Origin of the sequence: Limnospira sp. PMC 289.06, assembly GCF_032350395.1 — a bacterium.
In the GTDB taxonomy this organism is placed as follows: domain Bacteria; phylum Cyanobacteriota; class Cyanobacteriia; order Cyanobacteriales; family Microcoleaceae; genus Limnospira; species Limnospira platensis.
The window spans coordinates 84,322-100,797 of the sequence record NZ_JARPLC010000001.1; the positions used below are offsets into that span (position 1 = coordinate 84,322).

Annotated in this window: 13 protein-coding genes; 4 read left to right on the forward strand and 9 right to left on the reverse strand. The window is 45.5% G+C overall.

Annotated features, from left to right (window positions below; all coding sequences use genetic code 11):
• Positions 1–99 precede the first annotated feature (99 nt).
• Positions 100–486: a chorismate mutase gene (gene aroH, locus P5674_RS00380; protein WP_006618235.1), complete on the reverse strand. Its 387-nt coding sequence runs from the start codon at positions 484–486 to the stop codon at positions 100–102.
• Between the two features lie 92 nt (positions 487–578).
• Positions 579–1,400 (reverse strand): signal peptide peptidase SppA, encoded by an 822-nt coding sequence (gene sppA, locus P5674_RS00385; RefSeq protein WP_006618234.1) that lies wholly within the window; start codon positions 1,398–1,400, stop codon positions 579–581.
• A gap of 364 nt (positions 1,401–1,764) precedes the next feature.
• Between sppA and P5674_RS00390 the strand changes: the two genes are divergently transcribed.
• The 3 genes from P5674_RS00390 to treY are packed head-to-tail and all read left to right on the forward strand — an operon-like array spanning position 1,765 to position 7,529.
• Entirely contained in the window at positions 1,765–2,808 is a 1,044-nt protein-coding gene (locus P5674_RS00390; protein WP_006618233.1) for a DMT family transporter, read from the forward strand.
• Between the two features lie 38 nt (positions 2,809–2,846).
• A complete protein-coding gene (gene treZ / locus P5674_RS00395; RefSeq protein ID WP_315669707.1) occupies positions 2,847–4,667 on the forward strand; it encodes a malto-oligosyltrehalose trehalohydrolase in 1,821 nt (606 codons plus the stop codon).
• Between the two features lie 51 nt (positions 4,668–4,718).
• Positions 4,719–7,529 carry a malto-oligosyltrehalose synthase gene (gene treY / locus P5674_RS00400; RefSeq protein ID WP_014273978.1) on the forward strand — a complete coding sequence of 937 codons (2,811 nt, stop codon included), beginning with the start codon at positions 4,719–4,721 and terminating at the stop codon, positions 7,527–7,529.
• A gap of 4 nt (positions 7,530–7,533) precedes the next feature.
• Here the strand turns inward: treY and radC are convergent, their stop codons facing one another.
• The 5 genes from radC to P5674_RS00425 all read right to left on the reverse strand — a co-directional run bounded on the left by radC (position 7,534) and on the right by P5674_RS00425 (position 13,957).
• Complete coding sequence (gene radC, locus P5674_RS00405; protein WP_006618230.1) at positions 7,534–8,265, reverse strand: RadC family protein; 732 nt, start codon at positions 8,263–8,265, stop codon at positions 7,534–7,536.
• 206 nt (positions 8,266–8,471) lie between these two features.
• On the reverse strand, positions 8,472–10,466 hold the full coding sequence (locus tag P5674_RS00410) for a calcium-binding protein (RefSeq protein WP_006618229.1): 1,995 nt from the start codon (positions 10,464–10,466) through the stop codon (positions 8,472–8,474).
• 505 nt (positions 10,467–10,971) lie between these two features.
• On the reverse strand, positions 10,972–12,234 hold the full coding sequence (locus P5674_RS00415; RefSeq protein ID WP_006618228.1) for a glycosyltransferase family 4 protein: 1,263 nt from the start codon (positions 12,232–12,234) through the stop codon (positions 10,972–10,974).
• Between the two features lie 18 nt (positions 12,235–12,252).
• The gene (locus tag P5674_RS00420; protein ID WP_172973446.1) at positions 12,253–13,839 is read right to left on the reverse strand and encodes a sulfotransferase domain-containing protein; all 1,587 of its coding nucleotides are present in this window, start codon (positions 13,837–13,839) and stop codon (positions 12,253–12,255) included.
• Positions 13,799–13,957, reverse strand: a complete 159-nt coding sequence (locus P5674_RS00425; protein WP_014273980.1) for a hypothetical protein — start codon at positions 13,955–13,957, stop codon at positions 13,799–13,801. The genes P5674_RS00420 and P5674_RS00425 overlap by 41 nt, the downstream gene beginning before the upstream one ends.
• A 23-nt stretch (positions 13,958–13,980) precedes the next feature.
• On the opposite strand from P5674_RS00425, the gene P5674_RS00430 reads away from it, so the two are divergent.
• Positions 13,981–14,688, forward strand: coding sequence for a methyltransferase domain-containing protein (locus P5674_RS00430; RefSeq protein ID WP_014273981.1), 708 nt, complete (start codon positions 13,981–13,983; stop codon positions 14,686–14,688).
• An 80-nt stretch (positions 14,689–14,768) separates the two neighbouring features.
• Here P5674_RS00430 and P5674_RS00435 read toward each other — a convergent pair whose 3' ends face one another.
• Together P5674_RS00435 and P5674_RS00440 are read right to left on the reverse strand one after the other, a co-directional pair.
• Positions 14,769–15,353 (reverse strand): NADPH-dependent FMN reductase, encoded by a 585-nt coding sequence (locus P5674_RS00435; RefSeq protein WP_014273982.1) that lies wholly within the window; start codon positions 15,351–15,353, stop codon positions 14,769–14,771.
• 6 nt (positions 15,354–15,359) lie between these two features.
• The gene (locus P5674_RS00440) at positions 15,360–16,097 is read right to left on the reverse strand and encodes a pirin family protein (protein WP_014273983.1); all 738 of its coding nucleotides are present in this window, start codon (positions 16,095–16,097) and stop codon (positions 15,360–15,362) included.
• Between the last annotated feature and the right edge of the window lie 379 nt (positions 16,098–16,476).

The following is a 16,476-nucleotide window of genomic DNA, read 5'->3' on the forward strand; positions in this document are numbered from 1 at the left end:
GGTCTGTATGGTAGGGTGCGTCAGACCCCCGAAATCGCCATGAAAAGCCGGTGATGAACAACTGACGCACCATTTCCCCCGGTCTGGGGGATGATTTGATCAATGATTTAAGGATGTTAAACTCCAGTCAGGGCGGAGGTTTTTTGCACCTCGTAAATAGGGATGATGTACTTGAGTTTTGTGACTGGGAAAATTGACATGAACGAGAAAGCGAATACAGCGTTCTAGGCTACCCTTGACATACATTTGCTGGACATCTAACAGGGGAACATTTTGCCAGTGGGGACGTTCTCTGGCGATCGCCGCCGGAAAAACCGCATCCAAATCGCGAGTCACAGAAAAAGTCGTACTGATAATCTGTTCTGGATCTAACTGGTTGCGAGTTTCCAATTCATCCAGTAGCTCTGTCACCGCTTCGCGAATTGCGTCAATGGAATTTTCCCTAACCGTAGTTGCGCCACGAATCGCTCGAACTTGCCACTCCACGCCAAATCCTCCTATGATGCTTAGTAGTATAGGTTAACAGGTGGTCAAACACCACCTCGCCTGTGATTGTTTAACCGCCTGCGTGGGAATGTTTAAGGTCGATACAGCCACAGGGGTAAACCACTGGTTCCCAACTCAAATTCTACCCAATTTCGGGCATCTGAGATACTGTTAGTCGCCGCCAGATTATTACTGAGAACCCGATTTAATAAAGATTTCGGCTTCTCTAGGGTACAGCATTCAGTTTTATCGGGGTCAAGATTCACCATTTCCGCTGTCCACCGACGGGCATCTTCTTCACTTCCCAAGCGATCGATCACCCCCAACTGTAGGGCTTGTTCTCCCGTAAAAATGCGCCCATCAGCAAAAGAGCGCACCGCCTCAATTTCCAAATTTCGAGACTCAGCCACAGTGCTGACAAACTGTTGATAACTCGTATCAATCAATTCTTGAAGAATTTGCTGTTCCGGTTCCGTTAATTCCCGGTCAAAAGCTAAAATATCCTTATAAGGTCCTGATTTTATTACCTTAAAAGAAACGCCAACTTTTTCCAGTAGTCTTTCTAAGTTATTTCCGCGCAGAATTACACCAATACTGCCTGTAATAGTGCCAGGATTAGCCATAATATGTTCAGCCCCCATGCCAATATAGACACCACCAGAGGCAGAAATATTGCCAAAACTGGCAACAATTTTGACTTTTTTTCTTAAAGATTTAAGGGCGCTATAAATTTCCTGGGAGTCGCCAACGGTGCCGCCAGGACTATCAATCCTCAGCAGGAGGGCGGGAAATTTCCGTTCTTCAACGGTTTTCAGTGCCTCTAAAACCCGCTTGCGGGTATCACCAGCAATAGCACCACTAATTTCGATGCGAGCAATTTGTTTACGAAAACGAGACTTAAATGGCCAAATCATGAACTTTTGGGGCTTAATCAAATGGGACGGGTATGGCCGAGACCACCAAACAGCCAAAATTGGCTAAGGCTAAACACCTAGTATATATCGAGGAGTACAGCTACCTGATTTAAGTATAATCCTACGGGGGGCTATATTAGCCGATGTGATCCGCCCTGCCTAGACTTTTTGGCAGTTAACCCCTATGATGGGAACGGTAACTTAACGAAACTACATATAGCAGGGGACAGGGAATCAGGAACACCGGACATAAAAAGGCCAAAATCTAGGTTTCACGTTGCGTCTACTGCTATAAATAGCACAACTCACCCTCAACACGATGGAGTGAGTCTATATTAAAAGATTCCTGGGAGAAAACTTGCCAATGCTAACAAAGCAGACCAACACGGATTTACCCTTCAAACCATTATTGCTGATCGCGCCATTTTTCCTATGGGGTACGGCAATGGTAGCCATGAAAGGGGTAATTCCCCACACTACACCGTTATTTATGGCGGGGATGAGATTGGTTCCGGCGGGGGTGTTGGTTCTATTATTTTGCTTCATCCAAGGAAGACCTCAACCTAAAACCTGGAAAGCCTGGCTATGGATTGGCCTATTTGCTGTGGTGGATGGGGCTTTGTTTCAGGGTTTCCTGGCTGAAGGACTGGTGAGAACTAATGCGGGTTTGGGGTCGGTGATGATTGACACCCAACCTCTGGCGGTAGCAATTCTCTGTCTGTGGCTGTTTAATGAAAGCATCCGGTTTTGGGGATGGTTGGGGTTGGTAATTGGGGTGATTGGTATTAGTGCTATTGGTTTACCGGATCAGTTGATTTTGGGGTGGTTGAACTTGCTACCTGCAGAAGAAATTGTGACTGTACAACTATTTGAGAGTGGCGAATGGTTGATGCTATTGGCGGCTTTGTCTATGGCGGTGGGGACGGTTTTGGTGCGCGGAGTATGTCGCCACTGTGACCCGGTGGTGGGGACGGGTTGGCACATGATTATTGGCGGTTTGCCTCTATTTCTGTTGTCCGGCGGCTGGGAGGCTGACCAATGGGTTAATATTGATGGCGGCGGTTGGATGGCGATCGCTTATTCGACTATTTTTGGCAGTGCGATCGCTTATGGGTTATTCTTTTATTTCGCTTCGAGTGGTTCCCTAACTAGCCTCAGTTCTCTCACTTTCCTAACCCCTATTTTTGCCCTACTGTTTGGTAATCTGTTTTTAGGAGAGGTACTGACTCCTTTACAATCAATGGGCGTGGGATTAACCTTGGTGAGCATCTATCTGGTCAATCAGAGAGATACCTTGGCTGATAAGTTCAAATTTGGTCACTCTGCTGCTCAGTCTATCCCCCCACAACTACCCTCAGAAAATACTAAACCTATCGAGGTATCGGTACAGGTAAAAATCCCCGAGTAGGAAACCTAAACTGTTAACCTAAACTGCGAGGTCAGACTATGAAAATTGGTGCCAACTATCTGGGAGGCGATCGCTGTGAATTTGTCGTCTGGTCTCCCATTCGAGAAACTGTCAATCTGCAAATCGAGACCCCATCACCCCGGCTAGTTCCCATGACTAAGGACTCTGAGGGATACTGGCGCGTGACCGTTTCTGATGTATCACCAGGGACTCGCTATCGTTACCAACTTGATCCCGATACCATTAGACCTGACCCCGCCTCTCAGTATCAACCAGAAGATGTACACGGACCCTCTCAGGTCGTTAATCATGATGCCTTTAATTGGCAAGATGGCAACTGGTCAGGAGTCCCACTGGCAGATTTAATTATCTATGAATTGCACGTTGGCACTTTTACCCCAGAGGGTACTTTTGAGGCTATTATTCCCCGTCTGGGAGAATTATTAGACTTAGGCATTACCGCCATTGAATTAATGCCTGTTTCCCAGTTTCCTGGTAGTCGCAACTGGGGTTATGATGGCGTTTATCCCTACGCTGTTCAGGCTTCCTATGGGGGACCAGAAGGATTAAAAGCCCTCGTTAATGCCTGTCATCAACAGGGAATGGCAGTAGTGTTGGATGTGGTATATAACCACTTCGGACCGGAGGGGAATTATACCCGTGATTTCGGACCTTATTTTACTTCTAAATATCAAACACCCTGGGGAAGTGCCATTAACTATGATGATGCTGGTAGTCCGGGGGTGCGGAATTTCGTGGTAGAGAATGTTCTCTATTGGTTCCGTGATTATCATATTGATGCACTGCGATTAGATGCAATTCATGCTATTTATGACTTGGGCGCTAAACATATTTTAGAGGAAATGGCAGACGAGGTAGCTGCACTATCTGAGGCACAGGGTCGCCAGTTTTACCTAATCGCTGAAAGTGATTTAAATGACGTGAGAATTATTAACCCCAAAAACCTGGGAGGTTATGGGATTGATGCCCAATGGAGTGATGATTTTCACCATGCTTTGAGAACTTTAATTACTGGAGATTTGACCGGGTATTATAAGGATTTTGGCAAAGGTGCAGATTTGGCTAAAGCCCTATCTGAGAGTTTTGTCTACTCCTGGGATTATTCCCCTAATCGCGATCGCTATCATGGTAGTTATGCAGGCGATCGCCCTCCCTCTCAATTTGTGGTATGCTGTCAAAATCATGACCAAATTGGCAACCGTATGTTAGGAGAAAGGTTATCTCAACTCGCCTCCTTGTCAGCCCTAAAATTAGCCGCCGCCACCGTCTTATTATCTCCCTATATTCCCATGCTATTTATGGGGGAAGAGTACGGAGAAACTGCCCCATTTATGTATTTTATCAGCCACAGTGACCCCGATTTAATCGAGGCGGTTCGCCAGGGGAGAAAATCCGAATTTGAGGAGTTTCACGCCGTCGGAGAACCCCCAGATGCCCAAAGTATTGAGACCTTTAAGCAATCTATTCTTGATTGGGAAAAACGCAGCCAGGGACACCATCAAACCCTCTTAGGTTTCTATAAACAACTGATTAGCCTACGCCATGAGATTCCGGCTATTAAAAAAGGCGATCGCCAAAACCAAAAAATCACCAGCGACGAATCCCAAAAACTTGTATCCTATCATCGGTGGACTGATAACTCCCAAATTCTGTGTATATTGAACTTTAATAAACAACCAGTCACCTACCATTTCCAGAATTCCGGTCAAACTTGGCGCAAAAAGTTAGATTCCTCTGATTCTATATGGATGGGTCCAGGTTCTCATCTTCCTGATACCATTAACAATTCCCAGGAAATCACCCTAAACCCCGAAAGTTGTATCCTCTACAACTGTTAAACATCTGTTAAACATCCATTCACCCAACTACTACTTCCCTCGACATCAATTATGCGTATTCCTGTTGCTACCTACAGAATCCAATTTAACCCTGATTTTGATTTTGAAGATGCCCAAAAAATTCTCCCTTACCTGCAAGAATTAGGCATTTCCGATATCTATGCTTCCCCAATTTTTAAAGCCAGAAGTGGTAGTACCCATGGTTATGATGTCGTTGACCCCAACCAAATTAACCCCGAATTAGGTTCCCCAGAAACCTTTGATGAACTCATCGAAGAAATCCAAGAACGCGACATGGGGTGGGTGCAAGATATCGTCCCTAACCACATGGCCTATGATAGCGAAAATAAGCTATTGATGGATGTGTTAGAACATGGTCCAGATTCCGAATATTTTGATTATTTTGAAATTGATTGGGATCAGGCTTATGAAAACATTAAAGGACGAGTCCTAGCGCCATTATTAGGAGACTTTTATGGCAACTGTTTAGAAAACGGACAGTTAAAACTTTCCTATAATGAATCTGGGTTAAGTGTCAATTACTACAATCTCAAATTCCCCCTCAGAATTGAATCCTATGCTACCCTCATCAGCTATAAAATTAACACCCTTTCCCAAACCCTAGGAAACCGTCACCCTGACGTAATTAAGTTATTAGGGGTTCTGTATATCCTCAAAAATATTCCCTCCGAAACCTCTAGCCAGCAGCGACGAGACCAGGCGGAATTTGTCAAAAAACTGCTGTGGGAAATTTATCAAGAAAATCCAGAGATTCAGAAATTCATTGATGAAAATATCGATTTCTTTAATGGGGATACCGGGAAAAGCGAGAGTTTTAATCTCTTGGATAACCTGTTATCTGATCAATTTTTCCGCCTGTCCTTCTGGAAGGTCGGCGCAGAAGAATTAAACTATCGGCGCTTTTTTACCGTTAATGAATTGATTTGTGTTCGCGTGGAAGATTATAAGGTTTTTCAACGCACCCATGATTTAATTGGTGAGTTGGTCAAGTCGGGTAAATTTACCGGATTAAGAATTGACCATATTGATGGACTTTATAACCCAGTTCAATATCTGCGCTGGCTGCGGGAAAAAACCGGAGAGATTTATATTGTGGTTGAAAAAATCCTCGAATTAGAGGAAAAATTGCCCGCTAACTGGCCGATTCAGGGAACCAGCGGTTATGAGTTTTTGAATTATGTCAATGGTTTATTTTGCCAGAGTAAAAATGAGGAAAGGTTTAATCAAATCTATGCGGAAATGACCGGACTTACCCGAACTTATAATGATTTATTGGTAGCGAAAAAACGGCTAATTGCTGATAAGAATTTGGCGGGAGATGCTGATAATTTAGCCCAGTTACTCAAGCGGGTTTGTGGTGATTATCGCTACGGACGAGATTTCACTTTAGCAGGTCTAAAAACTGCGATTATGGAGTTTTTGGTGAGGTTTCCGGTCTATCGGACTTATATTAATCAGGAAGGTGTGGGAGAGGATGACCGCGCCTATGTGCAACAGGCGATTCGGGAAGCTAAGGTTAAATTGCCGGAACTGTTGAATGAACTTAATTTGATGGAAAAGTTCCTGTTTCTTGATTATGATGAGTTTTTGAGTGAGGAAAATCAACAGTTGTGGCTGCGTTTTGTGATGAAATTGCAGCAGTTTTCTGGTCCGTTAACCGCTAAGGGAATTGAAGATACTCTGTTTTATGTTTATTACCGATTTTTGGCATTAAATGAGGTGGGAGGTTCCCCTAGTCATTTTGGTATTTCTGTGGAGAAATTCCATGAGTTTAACCAAGAACGTCTGAACAGTTGGCCCCATGCGATGAATGCCACGGCTACCCATGACACCAAGCGAGGGGAAGATGTCCGATCGCGTTTAAATGTGATTTCGGAATTACCTGATCAGTGGGAAGAAAGGGTAAAGGTTTGGTCACAGTTGAACCGTGTTCATAAAACCCAAATTGATAGCAAGATAATTCCCGATCGCAATGATGAATATTTCCTTTATCAGACTTTGGTGGGTTCTTTCCCCTTCCTAGAAGAAGAATATCCTGAGTATGTGCAACGCATTAAAGATTATGTCGTGAAAGCAGTCCGGGAAGCCAAAGTACATACGGCTTGGTTACGACCAGATACTGATTATGAAAATGGCTTTGTGAATTTTGTCGAGAAAATCCTGGATTTCTCGGAGGATAATAAATTTTGGCAGGAGTTCCGACCCTTTCAAGAAAAAGTGGCTTTTTATGGGATGTTTAATTCCCTGTCTCAGACTTTACTCAAGTTGATCAGTCCTGGACTACCGGATATTTATCAGGGGACGGAATTATGGGATTTTAGCTTAGTTGACCCAGATAATCGCCGTCCGGTAGATTTTGATGGTCGCCTGTCCTATGTACAGGAAATTAAGCGACGATCGCGCACGGGAATGCAGAATTTAATTGATGATTTAATGGCGACTTGGGAAGATGGCCGTCTGAAGTTGTTTTTAATTGCGCGGGTTTTACAAGCGAGACAGGAATATCTCGATATATTCCAACAGGGAGACTATCAACCTGTAGCCGTAACTGGTAAGTATTGCGATCGCATTATGGCTGTGGCGCGCAGTTATGGTAAACATACAGCGATCGCCATTATCCCCAGGTTTTTGACTGATATTATAGAACCCCCTCAATTTCCCCTAGGTGATATTTGGGGAGATACCGCTATAATTGTTCCAGAAGGTAATGGGTCTAATTGGTATGAGGCGATCGTCAATCATGACATAGCCGCGAGTCCCAACATTCTAGTAAGTCAAATTCTCCAGTATTTCCCCGTCGGTTTACTGATCAATGAATCAGTCCCCATTTCCGACAAATAATTCCCTATTCTCCTTGGGGGTATTCTTCCCATAATTTTGTCATTTGGCGAATACTCCCATAATCTCCGTTACCTAATATCAGGTGGTCAAGGATAGGTAAAGACAAGAATTGACCCCCTTCGAGAAGTTGGCGGGTCAGCTCGATATCTTGATGACTAGGTTCAACATTTCCTGATGGGTGATTATGAGCAATAATCAGACGGGTGGCATTGTGTTTGAGTACCTCCCGGAAAATTTCACGGGGATGAGCCAGCGTTTCCGTAGCCGTTCCTATGGTCAACAGCTTAGTTCCCAATAGGCGGTTTTTCACATCCATTAACAAGATAGCAAATCTTTCTTGTGTCTGCCACATCAAATTATGGCTGAGAGCATTAGCAGCCGCTTGGGGGCTGTCAATGACCGTCAATTCCGGGGGTTTAGATAGAAAGACTCGCTTTCCCAATTCGATCGCAGCTATGATAGTAGTAGCCTTAGCCGGACCAACTCCGTGAATTTTAGTAAGTTCCCCAACCCCCACATTTCGCATCACCGAAAGGGGATCTTCCTCACACTGGCTGAGTTCCTTTAATATGTATTGTCCCAGACCAACCGACGAGAGTTTCCCGGCTCCCTGACCTGTTCCCAACAAAATCGCTATTAATTCTGCTGTAGAGAGGCTTTGGGGTCCGAAAGCCATTAATCTTTCACGGGGTCTCTCACTGGTAGGGATATCCGCAATTCTGAGGCTATAGGTCATGCCATAATTTACACTCGTAAGTTAGATTAAGCATTCCCGGATTGTAGCTCACCAATGACCAAGTAATTCTTAAATCAAAATAAAATTCCCCCTATTCGGGGGAAAATTGACAAGATTGAGGTCTGGCATTTTTCAGGGATAGAAGCGATCGCTTTTGGTAGCTTACGCCAACCCCAATCGCCTATCGCTCCTTAACCCCTATGTCACTAAATAATCAGAATGTCACTGGCGCTGATACGTGGGAAGTTTCCATCCGGCAGTTGACCGAACTGAGCAACAGGAAATACTCCTTCTGGTTGACTGCCGTTTTCATCGTACCTCAGTACACCAGATGCTTGTTCATAAATTAGCACTGGAGTATTAATGTTGGCATCCGCATCGCGATACAGGCCAGTTGGCAAGTAAATAAACTGGTTCGGTCCAAGTTCACTGTTGCTGATTCCCGGAACCAGAGCAAAGCCAAAGCCACCAACACTAGCGTCTCTGACAAACACCAGTCGGTCATTACCACCCTGATTAAAGTCAGTAATAAAGTCCGCACTAGTAGTGGTTTTCACCGCTTCACTGAAGCGATAGAAGAACTGGTTGTCACCCTCACCACCAACTAAGGTGTTAACACCGAAGCCACCTTCGAGGGTATCATCTCCAGGTCCACCATCAAGTAAATCATTACCGCTACCACCGAAGAGGAAGTCATTACCAGCGCCACCGAGGAGAGTATCATCGCCATTACCACCTAAGAGGAGGTCATTACCTGATCCGGTTACGAGCAGGTCATTGCGCTCACTACCCTCAACGGTATTGTTACCCTGAAGGTTGGTAATGCTGACGCCAACATTACCTTCATTGAAGAATTCAACATTAGCTGCAGTGATACTGTCATTACCCAGCGTATTGGCAGTGTCAGATAACAAGATGTCATTGGTGGTTCCGAACACAATAGTATCGTCACCAGCCCCACCAGCGATAACGTTAGTGATACTACCTTGTGCGCCGATAATTAAGTCATTACCAGCACCACCAAACAGGCTAACCTCTAGGGGAGTAGTACCGGTACGCAACCACTCGCCACCGTTCAGGGTGTTGTTGCCATCGCCACCGTCCATGATACTGAAGCGTCGCCCCAGCAGGCTATCATTGCCATCACCACCAAATAGTGAGTCACTCGCAAATACAGATACCAAGGTATCGTTACCAGGACCACCATCAAGGACGCTACCTCCCGCAAAACCTGATAGGGAACTATTAATACCCTGGGTGGTTAGTTGCGCTGAAGTGTTAGTGGATAGGAAGTCATCTCCCTCGCCGCCCAATAGGGTATCCTCAGCGGCAAAACTCATAATCGTATCGTTACCAGCACCACCATCTAGGAAGTTCTGGCCTTCTCCGAATCTGCCGATGGGACCTATAATTGAGTCATCACCAGCACCACCCATCATGGTTACTTGGGTAACACCAACCAAGGCGGTCTGAGGATCAAAGGGGCTAATAGAGCCAGTGGGGTTTTGGATTCTTAGGGTGTCGTTACCTTCATCCCCAGAAAGGTAGGATAGGCTGCCAACTCCCACAATGGAGTCATTATCTTGACCACCATAGAGACTATCTCCGGTGTTGATCCCAACAATCGTGTCATTGCCAATGTTGCCGTTAACCCAGTTGTTACCTTGGTTAGCACCACCAACGGCAGGGGGAACCACTAGACCAACATTGCTCTGACCAGAGGCGCTGTAGAAACCGATTAGGTCATCTCCTTTACCCCCGTAGATGGTGTCATTACCCTGTAAACCACCTAATATCGTGTCCTCATCCTGATTCCCAAACATGAGGTTGCCGCCAGAGACTGCAACTAGCAAGTCTCTTCCGGCTCCCCCATACAGGGTGGCTGGTTGTTCAGCGACGATGGTATCGCGACCGTCTCCACCCACTAAAGCTACCCCAGGGGCACGACCTAACAGAGAGTCATTACCAGGGCCACCAAATAGGGTATCACCTTGACCACGAGCTACCAGAACATCATTTCCACTAAGGTCGCTGCCAACTAGGCTATCTCCATAAACCAGACTACCCCCCAGGGTTGAGGTGGTAATCGTGTCGTTTCCTCCAAGACCCAGGATTGTGTCTGGTCTAGGGGCAAAAGGTGCGTCCTGATTATATTGATCAGGTCCGCTAGTTAAAAAGGTTGGACCTCTTCCAGATGTCATTTTGTTTCACTCCTCCGCAATGATGTTTTTTGATCCGTTGGGACTACAGACACTGCCTGAAACACCAGAGATTGTTCCGCAGTAGTTTAACCTTTTTACCCTCAGCAAGTCTAGTCCCTTCCCCACTGTTCTGTCTACAATGTCTGTAGTGTGGTTAGGATTGCTTGGGTGTATTATGATTGGTTCTTGGATCAATTTCTCCAGAATTGTCTTGTAATCATTACTCTTAAAGATTATCTTGGGTACTCTTGTGCTTTGGGACGAAATATATCCCTACTATGTTCCTGCCCACCCCTTATTTCAGCCAGTTTCAGCCAAAAAAGGCGTTATAAGCATCGGATAAGATTTGGCTCAGATTTGATTTTGTTGCCGGGAACTCCTCCTTTTTTCGTCTAGCTCAAAGGTCTATTTGATGGGAATTATATGTTATTTATGACCACCAACTTGGCTGCGCCAAATTAGATAATTTGGGGTCAAAGTTTCGGGTTAGGGAAACCTCGATCGCCTATGCAATGACGGGCTGGGAGGAAATCTGTTCCCCAGAGGTAGGCCGGGACTTTTGAGCGACTTGTTCAATCAGTTGCAGTTGTTTTGACAACAATTTAGATAGATCATAACGCTCTATAACTGTTTCCCTGGCTCGGACTCGCAAATCTGCCATGCGGTTGGGGTGGTCTAATACCTCATCAACCCGGTCGGCGATTTGTTTGGGAGAAAAGAAATCGACCAGTAAGCCGTTATAGCCATCTTGAATGACCTCCCGAATAGGGGGGGTGTCCGAACCAATGACTAGACAACCGGTGGAAAGGCTTTCTATCATAGACCAGGACAATACAAAGGGTCGAGTTAAGTATACATGGACTGCAGAGGCTTGAATCACTTTCAGGTATTGTCCATAGGGCAACGGACCGACAAAGTGAATCCTGGATAGATCCAGGGGGATCTGAGCCAGCATTTTGTCTTTGTAACTCATGCCATTGGGTAAGGATTTACCGTAGCAAACTCGCTCTGATCCGACAACTACCACATGGCAGTTTGGTCTTCTTTCCTGTATGTACGCCACGGCTTCGATAAATTCTGGAAAACCTCTATAAGGTTCCATACCACGGGCTACATAGGTGACTATCTCATCAACTTGACTCAAGTCTAAATTAGGTAGTACCAATTTAGCGTCTGGGTCGGGTTTGAAATAGGTGGTATCTACGCCGTCATGAATGACGGAAATCTTCGATTGCAGTTCCGGGGGAAATTGCGATCGCTGCCAATAGGTGGGGGAAATCCCCCAATCACAGGAGTATAGGTCAATTAGAATCGGGCAATTTTTTACCCTAATTCTAGCCATATCATCAACGGTGAGGGGGTCGGCGGGGTCAAAGTCCGCATCAGAACCTTTAGCGTTATAAAACCACTCGAAATAACACAGTAAGGGGGTATCGGGAAAAACCTCTTTGACGAAGAGGGTGGGACCCCAACCGGAGTGACCGCAGACGATATCGGGAACAAAACCCATGGATTTGAGTTTCTCAGCCATCCGATACACGGCTTGACCATATATTACAGCACTTTCTATTCCCCGCAAATATTGGTGAGTTTCCGGGGCGCTTTCGCGGTTGGGGGTGAATAGGGCCTTAGTAACTCCGGGAATTTTCCATTCTGGGCGTTCGTATTTGGTCCCGAAGATGATTTGATTGTTGGGGTCCGCACCGAGGGCGGTGATAATATGTCGATATTGGGCGGGAAAGTTGGGATGTAGGAATAATGCTCGCATAATGAAGGAATAGTTGGGCTATGAAGTGATGCTGACTGTGGGGGAAACGGGGGCGCGACAGACCCAAACGCAGTCACGGGGTACGGTGGTGCTGTCTTGGTGTAAGATTTCGTAGCCGATATGGTTGAGAAATTTAGCCATCAGTTGGTCGGTCATTATGGAAAAGGCGGTTCCTTGTCTACGTCCCAGCAGGTTCTGATCCCAATCTACTAGGAATTTCTGCCAACCGAGGTCACTGAGGGTGTTGGTGTGGTGGAATATACACAGGCGATCGCCTTTTAGTAGGGGGGGAATGCGGGTTAGATAATTAAAAATATCACGGGGTTCGATGTGAACCATGGTGTCATAACAGAAACAAACATCCAGGGAGGCTGGCCGAATGCCGTCTAGGGTAATGCCATCTAGTTTGACATAGTTTACTCTGTCTTCTCCCAGGCGATCGCGGGTAGCCTGTAACATTTGCTCGGAGATATCAGCACAGGTGAGGCGATCGCAATATTTCAGCAGTAGGGCTGCTGTTTTTCCGCCGCCAATGCCAATTTCTAGGACTCTATGGTGTTTCTGGATATAGGGGGCGATAAAGGTATTTTCTATAATTTGCTCATACTCCGCCCGTGATTGGGCCGCTCCTGCGGCTTTACCAATCCACTCATCACCGATATGATTAAAGTCGGGGTTGGTGCTTACCCACGTTTGGGCGTAGTCATCCCAAGCGCCTTCATAGTCTATTTTCATGGTATCGCTCACGGTTTTGGGTTTAACCTCCTGGGGGGGTACAGTTGATGGGTTTAACTTATCGTGACTATCCCAACCTAAATCTTGGCCTAGAAATTCTCGTAGTTTGAGATTGTAGGGCTGGAAGTAAGCCTGCAATTGTTGGCGCAACTGCGGGGAAACTGGGGAATAGTTCCCAGCATTGTAGCGATTGTAGTGGCCTTGGTGATAAGGGGGAAGGTCTAGGAAGTTAAATACTTGGTTAACTACGGTTTCGGGGTTGCTGTATAGATCTTCGCTGCGGATCATCAGAAATTGGGATCTGGGAAATATTGCCATCCATCTTTGTAATTGTTGGACATAGATGCCTCGGTCAAGGTAACTATAGTGTTGATGGTTGAAACTGTAATAGGTTCCGTTGGCGCTGAGTTTTTGTTGTTCCCCTTCCAGGCGTTGGGCTTCGGCTGCGATCGCTTTTTCTAAGCATAGGGGTTCACAGCCTAGCTTGACTTCCCAGTAATAGTGAGAAATGGCGCGGTCTACGGGGTTCCGCAGTAGCACAATTAATTTCACCTGGGGATAATATTGGTGCAGTCTCTGGGGAACTGCGGGATGATATAGATAATAGGGCGACCCTTCCCCGGTTAGTTGCTGGGGGTGGCTGAGACGGGGAAATTGGGATTGATACCACTGCGCCGGTTGATGGTAGTTGAGGGTGAAATAGTGAATTTCTTTGCTGGCGGCGGGGAGAATTTGCGGATGTTGACAGAGATACTGATACAGAGAATTTGTCCCGCCTTTCTGGGTTCCGATAATTATAAAGTGCGGCGGTGGTGCGATCGCTTTAGTTTTATCTGGGGTCAAAGACCAAGGACTCTCTCCGGGTTCGATTACCACTATTTACTATTTCCTCAATGGCCAATTTCTCTAGCCATCTTACCCTAAATTCAGCTACAATCACCACATCCAGGACAGTGTTTTGGCGATCGCCTGAAAAATACTGAATCATCTAGCTGTGTTGTTATTGAAAGTATGTCAACGGAAACTATAGAGGCGGAACCCTTACTTTATCAGTATCGTAGATTTTTTGCTAATCAGTATCTCCATGGAGATGGCATTGAAGTGGGAGCCCTTAATCACCCTCTGGCTGTACCAGAAACTGCCAGAATTAAATATGTCGATCGCCTCTCGGTAGCAGACCTCAGACGGCATTATCCTGAGTTGGCTGATGAACCCTTAGTTGAGGTTGATATTATTGACAATGGAGAACATCTCCAAACTGTTGAGGAAGCCAGCCAGGATTTTGTCATTGCTAATCATTTTATTGAACATTGTCAAGACCCGATTAGCACCATTGAAAATCTACTCCGGGTTATCAAAAAAGGCGGCATTCTCTATCTGGCGGTTCCCGACAAACGCTACTCTTTTGATAGCGATCGACCCATTACTTCCTTTGCACATCTATTGAAAGATTATCAGGAAGGCCCCCACCAATCAAAGGAAAGTCACTATCAAGAATGGGCGGAATTAGTGCTTAAAGAAACTGATAAATATCAGGTTCAGGATATTGTCAAAAAGTTAATTAAACGGGATTATAGCATTCATTTCCATGTGTGGGAGTCTCGGGACTTTTTGGATTTATTAGTAACTCTGAAAAATCACCTTAATTTTCCCTTGGAAGTTCAGCGCTTATTTCAAAACTCATCTGAGTTTATTACCATTTTGACTAAATCCAGATAGGCATCCCTTCGGGGTAGCGTCAGACCCGAACAGGCGGAAATTATTTCTGACGCAACCCACCCCACATTTAAAGGGGATATTTACAGCAATTTTTTCAGTAGGGAGGTCAGGCTTTCTCCTAATCCTAACACATCCTGCTGTTGTTGTTCATCTTTCAGATTGCCATCAGTGTCAAAAATCTGATAACCATTGGGTAAAGTCTTCTGTTCGGGAATTACTAAGACACCAATACTTTCTAAAATAGACCGCACATGAAACAAGCCTCTTAAACCTCCTAAACCACCCGGAGAAGTTGCCATTAAAGCAGCTACTTTTCCCCGAAAACAGGTTAAGGCTAAAGGAGGTTCTCCCGGTTCCGAACGGGAAGCCCAATCAATGGCATTTTTCAGTAAAGGAGTAATTGAACTATTGTATTCAGGAGAGGCAATTAAAAAGCCGTCATGAGTTTTCAATAATTGCTTAAATTGCAGCACCGTTTCCGGTAATCCTTCCCGGTCCTGTAAGTCTTGGTCAAACAGCGGCATGGGCAAATCTTGGAAGTCGATAAAAGTAACTTCTGCCCCGGCTTGTCTTGCACCTGCAGCGGCAATTTTGACCAGTTTTTTATGCAAGGAAGCCTCTCGTTTACTGCCAGCAAATGCTAAAATTTTGGGTGTTTTTTCCATGATATTCTAGTTAGTAGAAACTGAGGGTAAGGCTAAATCAAATAGCAGGATTTCCGCCGGGTCTGATGTGCCCGTTAATTGGATTATATAGGGTTCATCGGCGGGGGGAGTTATGGCGACTCCATCTCCCTGGTCGAGAGGGCGATCGCCTAAAATTACCGAACCCCTAGCTATTTGAATCCAGGCAACTCTTCCCGGTTTTATGGTATAATCGATATGGTGTTCTTCGGTGGTTAATTTAGCCCCATATAGTTCCACATCCTGATGAATAGTGACCGAACCTTTCCGACCGTCAGGAGACCCCAATAATTGCAGTTTTCCCCACTGTTCAGCCTCAGAAAAGGCTTTTTGTTCATAACTAGGGGGGAGTCCCTTTTCATTAGGAATAATCCAAATTTGCAACAGGTGAACTGGTTGATTTTCCGACCCATTAAATTCGCTATGATAAATGCCAGTTCCTGCCGTCATTCGTTGAACTTCTCCCGGCTGAATTACCGAACCATTACCGAGGCTATCTTTATGTTCTAGGGTCCCTGATAACACATAGGTAATGATTTCCATATCTTGATGGGAGTGGGTTTTAAATCCGCCTCTGGGTTGGATATGGTCCTCATTAATGACTCGCAGGGTAGCGAAATTAATATGATTGGGATCATAGTATTGACCAAAGGAAAAGGTATGGCGACTATCTAGCCAGTCTAACTGTACTTGGCCGCGATCGCCACTATGACGAATTTGGATCATAAAATTATCCCGGCTTTAGATAAAGCGTGATTTGTGGGCAACTATTGAGATTTTAATACACAACCGGATTATCTGGTTAATCAACCATTCGGGAATAATGGATAATTGGCAATTAATAATCAATAATTAGTTCCCCGTTACAAAAAGAGGGCACGGGTTAGGTGGGCCGGTTAGGTGGGCCGGTTAGGTGGGCCGGTTAGGTGGGCCGGTTAGGTAGGCCGGTTAGGTGGGCCGGTTAGGTGGGGCGGGTTTACCAATATCCTGGTATCCAATGTAATTGACCCCAGAACCCGCCCCTACAGTCTTGGGTTTCGGTCGGGTTTGGGGGCGGGTTTACCAATATCCTGGTATCCAATGTAATTGACCCCAGAACCCGCCC

What these genes read in the sequence shown, in the direction of transcription:
- sppA (WP_006618234.1), bottom strand. Translation starts at nt 1,400, where the DNA reads ATGATTTGGCCATTTAAGTCTCGTTTTCGTAAACAAATTGCTCGCATC.
- P5674_RS00390 (WP_006618233.1), top strand. Translation starts at nt 1,765, where the DNA reads ATGCTAACAAAGCAGACCAACACGGATTTACCCTTCAAACCATTATTG.
- treZ (WP_315669707.1), top strand. Translation starts at nt 2,847, where the DNA reads ATGAAAATTGGTGCCAACTATCTGGGAGGCGATCGCTGTGAATTTGTC.
- treY (WP_014273978.1), top strand. Translation starts at nt 4,719, where the DNA reads ATGCGTATTCCTGTTGCTACCTACAGAATCCAATTTAACCCTGATTTT.
- radC (WP_006618230.1), bottom strand. Translation starts at nt 8,265, where the DNA reads ATGACCTATAGCCTCAGAATTGCGGATATCCCTACCAGTGAGAGACCC.
- P5674_RS00410 (WP_006618229.1), bottom strand. Translation starts at nt 10,466, where the DNA reads ATGACATCTGGAAGAGGTCCAACCTTTTTAACTAGCGGACCTGATCAA.
- P5674_RS00415 (WP_006618228.1), bottom strand. Translation starts at nt 12,234, where the DNA reads ATGCGAGCATTATTCCTACATCCCAACTTTCCCGCCCAATATCGACAT.
- P5674_RS00425 (WP_014273980.1), bottom strand. Translation starts at nt 13,957, where the DNA reads ATGATTCAGTATTTTTCAGGCGATCGCCAAAACACTGTCCTGGATGTG.
- P5674_RS00430 (WP_014273981.1), top strand. Translation starts at nt 13,981, where the DNA reads ATGTCAACGGAAACTATAGAGGCGGAACCCTTACTTTATCAGTATCGT.
- P5674_RS00435 (WP_014273982.1), bottom strand. Translation starts at nt 15,353, where the DNA reads ATGGAAAAAACACCCAAAATTTTAGCATTTGCTGGCAGTAAACGAGAG.
- P5674_RS00440 (WP_014273983.1), bottom strand. Translation starts at nt 16,097, where the DNA reads ATGATCCAAATTCGTCATAGTGGCGATCGCGGCCAAGTACAGTTAGAC.